This is a genomic window from Lacrimispora amygdalina, from assembly GCF_900205965.1.
Lineage (GTDB): Bacteria > Bacillota > Clostridia > Lachnospirales > Lachnospiraceae > Lacrimispora > Lacrimispora amygdalina_A.
This window is the reverse complement of record NZ_OAOF01000010.1, coordinates 1-17,309: the sequence shown is the minus strand read 5'-3', so window position 1 is coordinate 17,309 and position 17,309 is coordinate 1. Positions and strand designations below refer to the sequence as shown.

The 17,309-nt window shown below is 42.9% G+C and carries 7 protein-coding genes; all 7 read right to left on the bottom strand.

What is annotated here, in order from left to right:
* Window positions 1-3 precede the first annotated feature (3 nt).
* A complete protein-coding gene (licT, locus tag CRO04_RS14155) occupies window positions 4-846 on the bottom strand; it encodes a BglG family transcription antiterminator LicT (RefSeq protein WP_097005037.1) in 843 nt (280 codons plus the stop codon).
* Window positions 847-1,032: 186 nt separating this feature from the next.
* Entirely contained in the window at window positions 1,033-1,395 is a 363-nt protein-coding gene (locus CRO04_RS14150; protein ID WP_097005036.1) for an ArsR/SmtB family transcription factor, read from the bottom strand.
* A gap of 104 nt (window positions 1,396-1,499) precedes the next feature.
* Window positions 1,500-2,222: a thioesterase II family protein gene (locus CRO04_RS14145; RefSeq protein WP_097004913.1), complete on the bottom strand. Its 723-nt coding sequence runs from the start codon at window positions 2,220-2,222 to the stop codon at window positions 1,500-1,502.
* The gene (locus tag CRO04_RS14140; RefSeq protein ID WP_097004912.1) at window positions 2,209-3,381 is read right to left on the bottom strand and encodes a DUF362 domain-containing protein; all 1,173 of its coding nucleotides are present in this window, start codon (window positions 3,379-3,381) and stop codon (window positions 2,209-2,211) included. Before CRO04_RS14140 ends, CRO04_RS14145 begins: the two co-directional genes overlap by 14 nt.
* Window positions 3,381-14,021: a non-ribosomal peptide synthetase gene (locus CRO04_RS14135; RefSeq protein WP_097004911.1), complete on the bottom strand. Its 10,641-nt coding sequence runs from the start codon at window positions 14,019-14,021 to the stop codon at window positions 3,381-3,383. Before CRO04_RS14135 ends, CRO04_RS14140 begins: the two co-directional genes overlap by 1 nt.
* A gap of 22 nt (window positions 14,022-14,043) precedes the next feature.
* Window positions 14,044-15,318: a hypothetical protein gene (locus CRO04_RS14130; protein WP_097004910.1), complete on the bottom strand. Its 1,275-nt coding sequence runs from the start codon at window positions 15,316-15,318 to the stop codon at window positions 14,044-14,046.
* Between the two features lie 23 nt (window positions 15,319-15,341).
* Window positions 15,342-17,309, bottom strand: a 1,968-nt coding sequence (locus CRO04_RS14125) for an SDR family oxidoreductase (protein WP_141400987.1), incomplete at its 5' end; no start/stop codon positions are given.

The window sequence follows — 17,309 nt, the reverse complement described above, 5'->3', positions numbered from 1 at the left end:
TTGTCATAAAACAGTCTTATAGACAACTCGTTCAATATGAAGCGTTAAATACAGCTTTTCATCATTGGATACCTGGTAGTTATATTTCTTTTTAAGAAACTCACAGATCTTTTCCGCACATTCATATGCATTCGCATATTTTTTCTTTATGATCGTAAGCAAGTCATCCTGCTCGTCATCAAGATAGGTTTTCCCTTCTAACAGTCTCTGGGCGAAGAATTTCAGATGAGTGATAAAGCGGTAATAATATAATGAGTCCTCGTTAAAATACAAATGAAAATTATAGGATACAATACTTGTGATCTCAGCGATCAGCTCAGCAACCTGATGGATCTCCTCTGCCCCTTTTCTTGTCACGGCTTCCACAAAATGAATGGCAATAAAACCAGCTTCATCTTCCGGCAGGCGGATGGAGTAACGCTTCTCTATCATATCCAGGGCCTTCAATCCAATCTCAAATTCTTTCTTATAAAACTTCTTTATATCCCAGAGAATGGCGTTTTTTATTGTGATCCCTTCCTGAAACCTCTTTACTGCAGAATAAATATGATCAATTAAGGATAAATGTATGGTATCATTTAAATCCACCTCTAAAACCTTTGAGGCATATTCAATCAGCTCCTCTCCAAGCTCCACATAACCGATCGGTATGCTGGCAACCAGTTCCTGAAACCGATTGTTTATCAGTGGGTCGGACAAAACAAAAATCTTATCAATCTTGCTTTTATCAAGTTCATCTCCATTCTTCTTTTTAAACGCCAGGCCGCAGCCCATTACAACCTTCTCCACCCCGTTTTCATCTTTAATAACGACTGCATTGTTATTAAAAATTTTATAAATGATCATGCGTTTCACCCCTGTCCACTGGTATAAATAACCCTCAAGTTCCTGTTTTTGGCGAAAAAAAACCTGTTTATCATGTATTATGGCCCAAAATGCCATAAAAACATAATAAACAGGTATAGCTTGCAAATGCAATCACCATCCACTTAACTACAGTATAATACAAAAAAATTATAAAATCAAGATAATTTATTTTTTGTGTTTTACATGAATGAGGGCATTCTCCATAATCTCAAATACATGTTCATCATCCAGAGAATAATAAACAAACTTCCCCTCTTTTCTTGACTTCACCTGACCTGAGGCTTTAAGCAGCCTTAATTGATGAGAAATTGCAGATTTCGTCATATTTAAAATAACGGCCAGATCATTCACACATAATTCACTTTTTGATAATGCATACATAATTTTTATCCTGGTATCGTCACTGATTAATTTAAAGAATGCAGAAAGATAAGAAAAACAGCTGTCATCTTCCATCTCTGATTTCACTTTTTCCGCCAATTCCTTATTAACCGCCTGACAGTCACACTTATTTACTGAATCGCCCATATCGTACCATTCCTTATATCCCTTCTCAACTTCACAGCAGTAATTAATTATACCCGGATATTCCTCCAAACGTCAAGCTGTACGGTATAGAATTCACAAATATCCTATGACACTCGACAATCACTCCTTTTTAGCCTCTGATTAATATATGAGGTTACGTTTCCGATATTCTGGTTTAAGAAAAAATGTCCACCGTCAAAATATACAACATCCATCTTATTTAATACATGCTCTCTCCACGCTTCCATGTCTTCCTGCGTGATTGAATCTTCCCTGCCGCATAAAGCCGAAACCTGACACTCAATTTTATTCCTTCCAGGTATGTATTGATACGTTTCCGTAATTTTATAATCCGCCCTGATTAAAGGAACGAAGATATCAGCAAGCGCTTTGTCTTCAAATACCGATTTGGGAGTCCCTCCCAGTTTTAAAACGGCATTTTTAAATTCATTCTCAGGCAGATTATGGATGATTTTATTTCTTCTGACATTCAGGTGAGGTGCCCTGTTTCCGGAGAAGAAAAGATGTTCCGGCATTGGAAGACCGGACTTTATAATTTCATGGTACAATTCAAACGCAATCCAGCTGCCCATGCTGTGTCCGAATATGGCATATGGCGTATCTTTGATCTGATCTTTTATGGAACAGCACACCTCCTGTGCTGCTCCGTTAATGCTTTCATATAAAGGGGCATCCATTCTGCTCCCTCTTCCTGCCAGTTCCACAGGCTGCAGATCAATGTCCTGACTGAGGAATTTACTCCACTGGTAATATATCATGGCGGAGCTTCCTGCATAAGGGAGGCAAAACAGCTTAATCCTGCTCATGTTTCTCCTCCTTCCGGTCAAAAAGCTTCCGGTTCAGCCAGTGTCTTTTTATATCCACCGCCTGTACCGGGCATAACTCATGACAGCAAAAACAGCTGATACATTTACTTAAATCCGGTTTCGGTTTTCCGGAACTCATGTCAATAATACCTGCAGGGCAGCCTCTTTTACATTCGCCGCAGGAAATGCATTTATTATAGTCAAAGACCGGCTTAGCACGTAATGCATCGGTCAGAATCTGTTTTAAGAATCCGGGAACTTTCCTGCCAAACAAATCCTGATCAAAGGATTTTGGAAGCTGAAACGGAGGTATTTTTACGGATTCAAAGGGACATCCCAATACGGTTATATCTTCCACATTCTGGCTGCATAGTCCCCGCTTAACAGCAGCCTGGATTGTGGGGACCTGCTCCGGCTTAAGCCCGATTAAATGAGCGCCGGCAACATCAAGGGCATAAGGACTTTCAGAAGCCATTATCAGTCCCACGTGCCTTTTTTTCCCTGCAGAAGGGCCATCGCCTTCCATGCCCTCTATTGCATCAATAACAGAAAAAACAGGAGTGACATATTCACAGATGTCCACCAGATGTTCGGCAAAGTTCTCAATGGATATCATCTTTAAATGGTATTCCGCCTTGGTGAGACCGGGTATGACACCAAACAAATTCTTTACTGCTCCCGTATATGTCATCATACCGTGTGTCTTAAGTTTTGCCGCTGATACGACAAAGTCCACATCTTCCACTATTTTTATGATGTTCATGTGCTTTAATTTCTCTGCTTTGGGATTGGATACCTCTGCCTCTGAGGTATCATAATTTAACTCACAGCCTGTATTTTGGGCAACATTTACCATGCCGGAGGCCCGGTAAATATCCTCCAGCCGCTTATGCGTGAAAGCACCTCCCGGACTGTCTCCCACAACCACGCTGCATTCCATTTTCTGGAGATATCTTACAATTGCTTCTGCAACAGCCGGATGGGTCGTTACGGCATCTTCCGGCAGATTTTTTTTCAGCAGATTTACTTTGACCAGAACTCTGCTCCCTTTTTTGATCATGCCCTTCATTTCTGTTAAATGATCCAGACACTCAAAAACTGCATGCTCCACTTTTTCATACTCATAATTCTCACATTGGATAATACTTACACGTTCCATTATTTATTCTCCATTTTGCCGTTATTTATATTAATAAATCCCACCTTGATGCAATGCTCAAGCATTAACTTTACCTTTTCACAGTCAAGCCTGGACCATTCAAAACCTGCAGCTTTTAATATCACATCCGTTTTGCTGTTTAACAAGGTAAATGAGGTCTTTTCCATGCTTCCGGATAACATATTGGTGTGGACAAGAATCTGGGTGATATCATCTGTTTTATCTTTATCATCATATTTTTTAAGCAGATTCTCCACAAATTCTGCAGGAGGAATGATCTTAACTTTCACCCCGGCCTGATTGATCAGCTCTGCAACGAAACTCATGCTCACAGTATGACTGTTATACAGGTGATACGTTTCATTCTGCAGTTTTTTCCTGTCGAACAGCAGTACAACCGCTTTGGCCACCTGATCGATGAAAGAGAAATTGATGTTCTTTTCTTTCGTCTCAGGAAAACAGCCAAGATTGATACAGGATCTGATCACAGCATAGAACGCGTTATTTGTGATATTTTCCTGGAAAATACCTGTGGCAGAGTCAAATACCAGATTACCTACCCGGAACACATTGGCGTTTACGCCTTCTTCCCGGGCTTTTACAACCATCTTCTCCGCTTCAAATTTCGTCTGTGAGTAGTAATTTTCCGAATTCTGCCCCAGATCACAATCGTATTCGGTAAACAGTTCTCTGGCCTTTCCCTCTATATTTCCCTCTCCTATGCTGGTTGTGGAAATGAGATTATATGCCTTTTTCTTCCCTGTCCGGGCAAATTCAATCAGCCTTTCATTTCCTGCCACATTGGCGTCGTACAGCTCAGAGTAGTGGCCGTAATGCTTCACATTCGCCGCTGAATTAATGATCACATCAATTTTATCTGCCAGCACTTCATACAGTTCCTGGCTTAAGCCCATATTGTCTTTTGCCAGATCTCCTGAAAATGCACAGACTCTGTCTGCTAAACTATTCTTTAGCTTCGTATCTGCATCAAAGTAATACTCAAGCTTTTTTAAAAGTCTTTCCAAGGCTTCTTTGTCATCCTTACTTCTGATTGGCACATAAAGCTTATAATCAGTATTTTGCAGCAGCTGGTATAAAATGTGTATTCCCAGATAACCGGTGCTTCCTGCCAGAAGGATATTTTTGTAATCTGCTTTTTCTGATAAGTCCATTTTTTTATACTTCTGGATCCTGGTCTTATATTTAATGATCCGTTTTTCCATTCCTTCGTCTAATGCAGCCATTCCGCTTTGAGCTGTTACAGCCGCTTCTCTATAGGCACTCAGCACATTTTTCAGCCTGTCTTTGGAATATCTGATATGATCCGATAAAACCCTTATAGTTAAACACTTAAAAATATCGTTGATCTCTATTTCAAACTCCATAGCCAGTCTGGATACTGTCTGGATCGCTTTAATGGAATTGCCGCCAAGCATAAAGAAGTTGTCATCGATACCGATCTGCCCGATTCCCAGGACCTCCTGCCATACCTTCTGGATTTTGGCATCTGTGTCATTTCTCGGTCCGATGTACTCTGCTTCCCCGCTTCCGCCTTTCTCCGGCTCCGGTAATGCTTTTTTATCAATCTTACCATTGGCAGTCACAGGCATCCCATCCAACTGTACAAAATAGGACGGCACCATATAATCAGGCAATGCTTCCGCCATCTGTTCCCTGAGTTTTGCAGCTTCCAGTTCTTCTTCTCCGGTATAATAGGAAACAAGGTACTTATCTCCATGACTGTCTTCGCGGGCTATCACCACTGCCTCGCGTACTGACGGACACTGAAGCAGCCGGGCTTCGATTTCTCCAAGCTCAATCCGAAAGCCCCTGATCTTTACCTGGTCGTCAATCCTTCCCATATACTCAATATTTCCATCCGGAAGCCATCTTGCCAAATCTCCGGTATGGTACATTCTTTCACCGGCCATAAATGGATCAGCAGTAAACTTTTCAGCAGTCAGCTCCGGCCTGTTTAAATAACCTCTGGCAATTCCGTCTCCGGCTACACACAATTCACCTGCCGCACCTGCCGGCAGCAGATTGCCGTTTTTGTCCAGAATATAGATTCTCGTGTTGTCCACAGGTCTTCCAATCGGTACGGAACCGTAGCACATCTCTTCCTCCCTGTACTTCCAGGCGGAGGTTATAATACTGTATTCCGTCGGACCATAGGCGTTCATATACTCAACACTGTCCTTCCACTGACAGGCCATAGTTTTTGTAATAGCGGAACCGCCGGTAACCAGTTTTTTCAGTGTATGCAGTTTTCCCGGTTCAATTCCGGCTAAGTAAGTAGGCGGAAGCAGTGCTATGGTTATTCCCTTTTCATTGACATATGCTTCAAATTCATTTAGGTTGTTTATGGTGTCTTTTGATATCAGATACAGGGTCCCTCCTCCCAGCAGGCTGGTGAAGATCTCCCATACCGATGCATCAAAGGAACTGCTTGCAAACTGAAGCATCCGCTCATTTTCGTCCACCTTCCAGTATCTCTTAAAATAATTCCGGAGGTTTATGATACCATGATGTTCTACCATAACTCCTTTGGGTTTTCCCGTTGAACCTGAGGTGTAGATAATATACGCTAAATCTCCTGCACTGCTTAAGTTCTCAGGGTTTTCCCCACATTCACCAATTTGGTCATCCAGGAAAATCACCTCACTGTCAGTCACAGCCTTCTCCTTAAGATGCCTTTGTGTCAGGACTACCGCTGCACCGCTGTCCTCCAGCATATACCGGATTCTGTCCTCCGGATAACTGGGATCTACAGGCAGATAGGCTCCTCCTGCTTTTAAAACTCCAAACATTGCAACAATCATTTCCAGGGAGCGCTCCGCCATAATGGCGACAATCTTATCCGTCCCCACACCCTTGTTCCTCAGTATATTAGCCAGGGCGTTGGCCTTTTTGTTCAGTTCCAGATAGCTTAAACTGCTCTCACCAAAGACTACCGCCGTCTTATCCGGAGCCTTTCTGACCTGATCTTCAAAGGCTCCATGAATGGTACTGTTTTTTGGATACGGCTCCGCTGTCCTGTTAAAGCAATATAATATCTTTTTACGTTCTTCTTCATCAAGAATCTGAATATCCTTCAGCTTCACCTCCGGATTTTCTGCCACCTCTTTTAAAATATTTACAAAATGTTCCGAAAGAGCTTCCATGGTCTCCTTCTTGTACAGCTTAATCCCATATTCCAGTTCAAAGGAAATGCCTTCCTGTGTTTCAATGGCAGCCAGAGTGATGTCGAACTTGGATATAGAAGCCCCGCTGCCATAAGGAGCAGCCTTCAATCCAGCCAGTTCAAAGATTCCGGTTTCCATATTCTGAAGAGCAAACATGGTATCAAACAACGCATTTCTGCTCATGTCTCCCTTCAAGCCCAGTTTTTCTACTATCTCTTCAAAGGGATAATCCTGGTTTTCATAAGCGCCCAGGGCCATTTCCCTGACTTCCGCCAGAAATTGTTTATAGGTTTTTTCTCCCTGGGGGTAATTTCTCATTGCCAGGGTGTTAACAAACATCCCTATTATATTTTGCAGATCAGCATGAGGCCTTCCTGCAATGGGGGAGCCTACTATAATATCTTCCTGCCCTGTGTATCTGTAAAGCAGCGTGTTGTAGGCTGCCAGCAGTACCATGTACATGGTGGCTCCGTTTTCTTTTGCAATCTCACCAAGCTTCCCGGCAATTTCGCTGCATAAGTGAAAACGGACTCTGCCTCCTTCAAAGCTTTGCACTGCCGGTCTTTTGAAATCTGTCTGCATGTTAAGTACAGGTATTTCACCACCTAATGTCTCCAGCCAGTAATTTTCCTGCTGTTTCAGTGAACCGTTCCCATACATCTGATTCTGCCATACGGTATAGTCCCTGTACTGAAACTGCAGCGGTTTTAATTCCTTTCCTTCATAAAGGATGCTGAATTCTCTTAGCAGAATCTCCATGGAAACTCCGTCGGAAATGATATGGTGCATGTCAAACATCAGGATGTAGGTGTCATTTTTCAATTTTACCAGTCCTGCTCTCAAAAGAGGTGCCTTGCTTAAGTCAAAAGGTTTTACAAAATTACGGACAATTTCCTTCCCCTCTTCTTCCGTGGCTTCTTCATAGCCTACTGTAAAATCGACGTGATCGTCCACCCATTGGACCAGTTCACCATCTATTGTTTTAAAGGATGTTCTTAAGGTTTCATGGCGCTCAATCAGCTGACTGAAGGCCGCCTGCAGACGTTCTGTATCAATATTACCTTCTATCCGCAATGCAGAAGGCATGTTATAGGTAATTCCACCACCTCCCAGCTGGCTTAATACATAAACCCGCTTCTGAGCAGAGGACATTGGATAATACTGCGCTTTTTCTGCCGGCTCAATCGATGCATAGAAGTCTTCCTTTGCATTTTCTATGAATTTTTTCATTTCAGCAATTGTGGGTCCTGCAAAGATCTCCTTTAACGGAATGTTGATGTTGAATTCCTTATGGATTCTGGAAACCAGCACGGTCGCCTTTAAAGAATGTCCTCCCAGTTCAAAGAAGTTATCCATTCTCCCGATTTTCTCAGCTTTCAACACTTCCTGCCAGATCTCGGCCAGCTTTTCTTCCACCATTCCTTCCGGCTTTTCGTATTCCACACCGGTATCAATCCTGCCCTCCGGCTCAGGCAGTGCCTTTCTGTCAAGCTTTCCGTTAAAGGTAAGCGGCAGCTTCTCAAGCCGGATAAAATAGGACGGCACCATGTAGTCTGGCAGATCCTTTAACAGGTATGCTCTCAGTTCCCCAGTTGTAAGCTCCTCTTTTCCTGCTATATATGCACAGAGATATTTTGTCCCGTATCCGTCTTCCCGGTCAATCACTGCGGCTTCTCTGACTGACTCATGGGTCAGCAGACGGTTCTCGATCTCGCCCAGTTCGATCCTGTATCCGCGGATTTTTACCTGATAATCAATTCTTCCAAGGAACTCAACCGTTCCATCAGGCAGCCATCTTGCCAAATCCCCTGTCCGGTACATCCTGCTTCCATGAACAAACGGATTCTCCACAAATTTCTGCTCTGTCAGTTCCATTCTGTTTAAATAGCCTCTTCCCACTCCGTCACCGGATATGTACAGCTCTCCTGCCGCGCCAAGCGGAAGTACCTCTCTGTCTTTTCCAAGAATGTAGACCTGGACATTGTTAAGCGGCACTCCGATGGGAATGGAGTTCAGTCCGGATGCGGTTTCATAATCAATGGAAAATAAGGTGGAATCCACACAGCATTCTGTGGGGCCGTATACATTGGTGATCCTGGGTCTTTCTCCGGTAATCCGGTCATAAAAACTCTTTACTGTTTCTATCCCCAGCGCCTCACCGCCGATTATAAAATGCTTTACCGTTAAGACATCCGCTCCAGCCAGCATGGCATTCTCCAGAAAGCGGATATGTGCCGGGGTGCCATCGGAGACCTCCACGGAATGTTCTTTATAGTAACGGAGCAGACTCATGCCGTCCAGCCTTGCTTCTTCCGGAACGATGCAAAGTGTATGACCCAGCATCAGAGCCGGGAATATCTGCTTGACCGATGCGTCAAAAACGTAGGGCGCCACCAGGGCAACTTTTAAATTCCTGTCATACTTTCCGTAAATATGCCTGTTTAAACCTGCTGTCAGATTCAGCACATTCCTGTGCTCGATTATGACTCCTTTTGGCATACCTGTTGTTCCGGAGGTATAGATAACGTAGGCCATGTCATCCGGGAAATTAAGAGGAGCTATATTTGCTGCGTCTCCCTGATACAATGACTCATTCTTTAAGTCCAGTATTTTTCCGGAGAATTGCACCTTGTCCAAAACTTCTGTCTGTGTCAGCAGGATTTCCGTCTGGCTGTCTTCCAGCATATACCGGATTCTTGCTTCCGGATAAAGGGGATCGATGGGCAGATAAGCGCTTCCTGCTTTCAGTACTGCCATAATTCCCACTATCATTTCTACCGAGCGCTCTGTCATGATACCTATCGTCTTTTCCGTACCAGCTCCTATTTCTCTCAATACTCCTGCCAGCTGATTGGAACGTGCATTCAATTCCCCATAGGTCAGGCTGCTTTCTTCAAATTCCACAGCTACACGGTCTGGATTTTTCTCCGCCTGTTCTTCAAATACCTCAATGATGGTTTTATCTCTGGCATACTCTGCAGCGTTATCATTAAAGCCATATACGATTCTTTGAATTTCTTCCTTTTTAAGCATCTGAAGATCCTTAAGCCGGATCTGCGGATCAGCAGCAATCTCTTCCAGCAATGTGCCGTAGTGAATTGCGGTTTTCTCCATGAATTCTTTGCTGAACAGCCTGGTGCAGTATGCCAGCTCAAACTCGATCCCCGCTTCCTCCTCTCTGGCAGTCAGGGCAATGTCAAATTTGGACATTTTCACATCATAGCTGTAAGGCATCATTTCCAGCCCATTCATTGCAAACGCTGCAGTATCTACACTCTGAAGGGCAAAGAACGCATCAAATAGAGCATTACGGCTTACATCCCTTTTCAGCTTAAGCTTTTCTACCAGCTCTTCAAAGGGATAATCCTGGTTCTCATACGCACCGAGAGCCATTTCCCTGACTTCCGCCAAAAATTCCTGAAATGTCTTCTCTCCCCGGGGATAGTTTCTCATTGCCAGAGTGTTGACAAACATTCCTATAATATTCTGCAGATCAGCATGGGGCCTTCCAGCTATCGGTGAACCCACTATAATATCTTCCTGGCCGGTGTATTTATAAAGCAGTGTGTTATATGCTGCAAGCAGCACCATGTACATGGTAGCTCCGTTATCCTTTGCCACAACCTGAAGCTTCCTGGAAATGTCCTGGCTTAAATGAAACCTGACTCTGTCTCCTTCGAAGCTTTGTACTGCCGGTCTTTGATAATTAAGGGGCATGTTAAGTACAGGGATATCACCTTCAAAGGTTTTCATCCAGTATTCTTCCTGCTTTTTCAAGGTTCCATCTCCGTACATCTGATTCTGCCATGCGGAATAATCCCTGTACTGAAGCCTGAGCGGATTTAACTCCTTTCCTTCATAAAGGGTTGAAAATTCACGGATCAGTATCTCCAGGGAAACTCCGTCAGAGATAATATGGTGCATATCAAACAAAAGAACATGCCTGTTTTCTCCGGTTTTCACCAGACCTGCACGCAAAAGAGGTGCTTTGCTTAAATCAAAGGGCTTTATAAATTCATCCAGCAGGTTATCTGTTGTTTCTTCCGGCGCTTCCCTGTAAGACACACTGAATTCTGCCTGTTCATGCACTCTCTGGACCGGTTCCCCGTTCATCATCTCAAAGGAGGTTCTTAAAGTTTCATGACGTTCGATGAGCTTTTTAAAAACAGCTTCTGTTTTTTGCGCGTCAATACTGCCTTCAATCAGTACAGCCCCCGGTATGTTATATACTGTCTTCCCGTCCTCCAGCTGCCCTAATACATATACTCTCTTCTGGGCAGATGACATGGGATAATATTCCGCCTGTTCCACTGGTTTGATGGAAGCATAAATATCCTCTTTTGCATTCTTTAAATATTGCGCCATTTCTCTAACTGTGGGACCTGCGAAAATCTCTTTTAACGGGATGTTAACATTAAATTCTTTGTGGATTTCAGAGGAAAGTACAATAGCATTTAATGAATCTCCCCCAAGTGCAAAGAAGTTATCATTAATGCCCACACGCTCAGCCTTAAATATTTTCTTCCACAGCCGGCAGATACCTTCTTCCAGTTCATCAGAAGGCGCTTCGTACTCTGCACCTGTATCCATAGTCAGATCAGGTTCCGGGAGGGCTTTGCGGTCAATTTTTCCATTGACAGTTAACGGCATCTGGTCAAGCTGAACAAAACAGGAAGGTACCATATAATCCGGCAGTTCCTGTAACAGTTCTGCTCTCAGCCTGTCTGACGGTAATGTTTCTTCCCCGACAATATAAGCTGCAATATATTTATTGCCCTGCAAATCATCCCTTGCAACGGCTGCTGCCTCTTTGATCTGCGGCAGTTTCAGCAGCTGGCTCTCGATTTCACCCAGTTCAATTCTGAAACCTCTGACTTTTACCTGATCGTCAATTCTGCCAAGGAATTCAATATTGCCGTCAGGCAGCCATCTGGCAAGATCCCCTGTCCGGTACATCTTTTCCCCTGCTTCAAAGGGGTTATCCACGAACTTTTCTTTCGTAAGCTCCGGACGGTTTAAATAACCTCTTGCAAGTCCGTCACCAGAAATGCATAATTCACCCGCTGCACCGATTGGCAGTATATGACGCTTTTTGTCAAGAATAAATATTCTGGTATTGTTTACAGGGGTTCCGATAGGTACCGATTCATATTCCATCTCTTCTTCTTTATATGTCCACGTAGTAGTAATAACGCTGTATTCCGTGGGCCCGTAAGCGTTGATATAGGTAAGCCCATCCTTCCACTTTTTCACCATTTCTTTTGTGATTGCGGACCCTCCGGTAACCAGTCTTGTGAGAGTGGGCAGTTTTCCCGGTTCTAAGTTAGACAGATAGGTTGGAGGAAGCAATGATATGGTAATACCGTTTTTATTTACATATTTTTCGAATTCCATTAAGTTGTTTATGGTTTCTTTTGGTATTAAATAAAGGGTGGCACCTGTCAGCAGGGTGGTGAAAATCTCCCATACGGAGGCATCAAAAGAATTGCTTGCAAACTGCAGCATTCTGTCATTTTTATTCATCTCATGCTTCTGCACAAAAAAGGCCTGAAGGTTTAAGATTCCCTGATGCTTCACCATAACTCCTTTGGGTCTCCCGGTAGATCCGGAAGTGTAGATGATATATGCCAGGTCTCCCGGATTACTTCTGATCTTTGGATTGTCTTTGTTATCATGAAAACTCTGACTGTCATCAAGCAGGATCACTTCACCGTTAAAATATGCTTTATCCCTCAGATGCTTTTGAGTCAGCAAAATTTCCGACGCGCTGTCTTCCAGCATATACTTTATTCTTTCTGAAGGATAGTTGGGATCAATGGTTAAATACGCTCCGCCTGCTTTGAGGATTCCCATCATACCTATGATCATTTCAAACGAACGTCCGGTCATGATGGCAATGATCTGATCTTTTTTTACCCCCTTCTCTCTCAGGGTCCATGCCAGCTGGTTAGACCTTTGGTTTAATTCACGGTACGAAAGCTTCTCATCTTCCAGACATACGGCAGCCTGTTCCGGGTATTTTAAAACCTGTTCCTCAAACAGAGTGTGTATGGTCTTGTTTTTGGAGTAATCCGCAGCAGCTGCATGAAACTCTTCTGTCATTTTCTTTTGTTCCCATTCAGGTACAATTCCGATTTCTGATATGCCGGATTCGTTATATTCCAATACCTGGCGGAATAAAAAGTCAAAATGAGAGACCACATTTTCAATTGGAATAAATTTGTCAAATACATCCATCCGGTAGGAAAAATCAATATAAACTTCTGCATCCTCATACTCTCTTAAATAGACTGTCAGGGCGTTGCGTTCATGATGATGAGGCAGCATTACATGGCTTCCAATTTCAGCATCCACAAAGCTTTCCGTCGCCCCATGCTTTTCATAGGAAAACGAAATATCAAAAAGACTGCTTTTTTCGTTTGATGTACTGAAAACGGTCCGGTATATTTCTCCGGTGGAAACCCTCATGTGCCTGTAGCAATCCATGAGCTCATTCTTAATATATTTCACAAGTTCCTGAAAGCTTATATCGCTTCCCGGAGATATCCTTAATGGAATCACATTGGCAAAATGTCCCATCGTCTGCTTGTACTTTGTTTTACTTCGGTTTAGAACCGGTACGCCGATTACTACCTCTTCCTTATCGCATACTCTGCTGAAATAGGTATATAAGGTTCCAAGTACAAAGTGAAAGACAGAACAGCCCCTTTCTTCACTAAACTGAATGATCCGGTTATATAATTCCCTGTCTATCTTTAAAACACGCCTGCCGCTCCAGTCTGACTGCCCGTCCGGATTGGTGCCGTTTGCGTTTCGGTTAAATAAAGGCTCGGGAATATTTAAGTACTTATCCCTCCAGAATTCCCGGTCTTTTATAAAGTTTTTTGAATCATGATAGTTTAGATCTTCCAACAGGAAATCGTGATAGGAATAGACCGGTTTCTCTTCCGTTTTTCCCTCTCTGTATAATTCATTATAGTTTTCTATGATTTGTTTGTGAGTTAGTACAAAACCCCAGCCATCTATAATAAGATGAAAGGCTTTGATGAATACAAAGTACTGGTTATCACTCCATTTCAGCAGATCAAACTGAAAGAGCTGTTTTCCCATATCAAAGGGTTTCTGAAACTCTCCCCGCATCCATTCCATACAAAACTCACGGGGATTTTCCTTCCCGGAGAAATCATGCACAGGCAGTTCATACAAAGACTCTGATAATATGTTCAGATATGGTACTCCGTCCCTTTCTGCCACGTTAGCCCGCATCATTTCATTGCGGTTTATGAAAACCTGAATGGCCTGGTTGAATAATGATACATTAATTTTGCCTTTTATTTCTGTATATCCGCCAATATTATAAATCGGCTTACCGGGATACATACACTGTTCCAGCCATATGTCCTTCTGATATGAGCTTAACGGATATTCTGTAACGTTTTTCATTTGTGTTTCCATACTGATTGATCTCCCCTTATTACTATGAATTTAATAAATGTTTCTCAGATAATATCCTGTCAAAAAGAGAAATAACTTCTTCCGGATCGTAAAGATTTTTTGAAACGCAAAGTTCCATCATTAAGCGCCCTGATATGGTAGCCGACGAAAGGAAAAGTGACTGGGCTCTCACAGAAATATAAAAGGATTCCACCCATTTTTCCATAATCGGATAGGATATAATGCCAAGGTTAGAAAGTGTGATGGACGTATTCATCAACGGCCCCCTTTCAGACATGGTTTTCTTACACGATTTCAAACATAGTCTCTTGTATTTTTTCAATGAATTGGAGAATACAGCTGCCAGACGCAGCAAGCCGTACGGGACTCCTCTTTTGAACCATTTAAACGCTTCTTTTACCTGTTTTCTTAAATCTCCCTCCCGGAAAAACTGCGCCGGAAGACTTGCCACATAGTTACCATGCATGGTCTGTGGCGAATAAAAATGCAAAGGCTGTATGTCCATAGGCATAGAGACAAGCACCCGCTGTTTTCCGGAATCATGCTCCAATAATCCAGCCGTCATTCTATAACAGAGATATTCACTAAATGTCATATCATACCGTCTGCTCTGACGTAATATTTCCCGGGTTTTTTCAGCACTGAAGCTGTAGGATTTTTTTACATAGCCTCTGCCTTTCTTTGGTTTTCTGTCATAACTTAAGTCTAACGTTTCGTTTTTATCCTTCTTATTCGCATTGAATGCATAGCCTGTTAAAAATACAGGCAGCCATATATAAGCAGAAATTCTTCTTCCCGTGCGAAGAATACGTTCTCTTAAGCCGGAAGAGATGTCTGTCTCTCCCGGCACTGTATCAATTTCACACGAATAATACTCAAGCCACTTCTTAATCCAGAATATCAGTCCCCGGCCATTGGTCACGGCATGGTGCATGGAAAATACCATCGTATTCTCATTTACAGGAAACAGATGAAAAACCAGCCTGGAATTGGTGGAATCGTATCGTTCCAAAACCTCTTCCTCAGTATAATACTTAGAAAGCTGCTCCTCTTCATAATCAAGCAAAGCTTTTAGCTCCTCTTTGGGAAACCGGTTCCATTGAAACGTATTTTTTTCAGGCCGTTCCACCATTTTTGCCTGCAGCAGCGGATTTTCCATAACCAGCGCCCGGTAGCTGGGATACAATTTTTCCGGATCAATTTTTTTCTTAAAGCTGACTGTTGCTATCATGCAATTGGACGAATTAAATTCTTCTGTTCCAAAAAAGTATAAACTTGCAAGTTTGATTGCATCCATCTTTTACTGCCTCCAGCGTATTTTTATTGCATAAACCCTACATTTCTGCAGTGTTCAATCATGAGCTTTACTCTGCTGCTGTCCAGCTTTTGCCACTCAAATCCCAGTGTCTTTAAGATGCCGTCAGTTTTTCTGTTCTTCACCAGGAATAATGTCTTGCTGGCACCTTCAAAGAATATATTGGAATGGACAAGTATTCTGGATACTTCCTGTTTCGCATCATCATCATCGTATTTTTTCAGAATAAATGAGGTAAACCTGTCTACGGGCATCGTCTCTACTTCTACCCCGGCCTGATTTAAAAACCGGGCAAAGGAAATCATGTTAATCCGATGGCTGTTAAATAAATGATACGTCTCATTTTTTAAATTCTTCCTGTCGAACAGCAGTACGACAGCTTTCGCCACCTGGTCTACAAAGGAAAAATCCAGAGTTTTATCGGCAATCGCAGGGACATATCCAAGTTTTATCAGGGATTTCACCATGGTGTAGAACGCATTATCCTGAATATTTTCCTGGAATATACCGGACTTTGAATCAAAGACCAGATTCCCCACTCTGAAAACATTGCATATTATGCCTTCTTCTCTCGCCCTGACAATCTGCTTCTCAGCCTCCAGTTTCGTCATTACATAGTAGTTATCGGAGCTCTGTTCCACGTCACAGTCATACTCGGTAAATACCACACTTGACTGGCCTTCTATGAAACCGCTTCCCACACTGGTGGTAGAGATGAAGTTATACACCTTTCTCTTCCCTGTACCCGCAAATTCAATCAGCCTTTTATTTCCTTCCACATTAATCGCATAGAACTCTGAGTAATTTCCAAAATGCTTTACATTTGCCGCAGAATTTATGACTGCATCAATTATTTCTGCCAGACTCTCATAACGCTCTTTACCCAGCCCGAAGTATTCCTTTGTCAAATCTCCACAGAATACACACAATCTGTCTTCCATTGTTCCCTGACCGCATATTTCATCTCCAAAGTGGAACTTAAGCTTTGCATACAGCCGTTCCTGTGCCTCATTGTCATCCTTTCCCCTGACCACTATGTATATCTTATAATCAGTGGTCTTCAACAGCTGATATACAATCTGTATTCCAAGATAACCGGTTCCTCCCGCCACCAGTATATTCTGGTAGCCAGCTTTTTCTGATATCGCAACTTCTTTATACTTCTGATTTCTTTTATGGTATTCTTTCAGGCTTTTAAGGATTCTGCCATCACTGGCTCCCCTTCCTTCAATTCTGGTGACTGCTGCTTCTTCAAGTGCTTCAATCGCTGTCTTCAGCCTGTCTTTGGAGTATTTTATCTGATCTGACAGGCTACGTATTGTGGGGTATTGGAACATGTCGTTGATCCCAATTTCAAATTCTGACGCCAGCCTTGATACTGCCTGAATTGCCTTGATGGAATTACCGCCCAGCATAAAGAAATTGTCGTCAATTCCAATTGAATCAATTCCCAGTGTATCCTGCCACACTTCCTGAATCTTCTTATCCGCATCGTTTCTCGGGCTTATGAAATCTGCCCCGGAATTTCCGCGTATTTCGGGCTCCGGCAGTGCTTTTTTGTCAATCTTACCGCTTTGAGTCATGGGCATATGCTCCAGCTGCATAAAGAAGGCTGGGACCATGTAGTCCGGCAGTTCCTTTAAAAGATGTTTTTTCAGTTCTTCTGCTTTCAGCTCATCTTCCGAAGTAAAATATGCTGTGAGATATTTTTCTTTCTTTTTATCCTCTCTGGCGATTACTGCCACCTCACGGATCAGCGGATGCTTATGTAAGTTTGCTTCAATCTCCCCCAGCTCGATCCGAAATCCCCGGATCTTTACCTGATCATCGATTCTTCCTAGATATTCCACATTCCCATCCGGCAGCCAGCGGGCAAGGTCCCCTGTCCGGTACATCTTCTCTCCGGCTTCATACGGGTTATCAACAAACTTTTGGGCAGTCAGGGACTGACGGTTTAAATAGCCTCTGGCAAT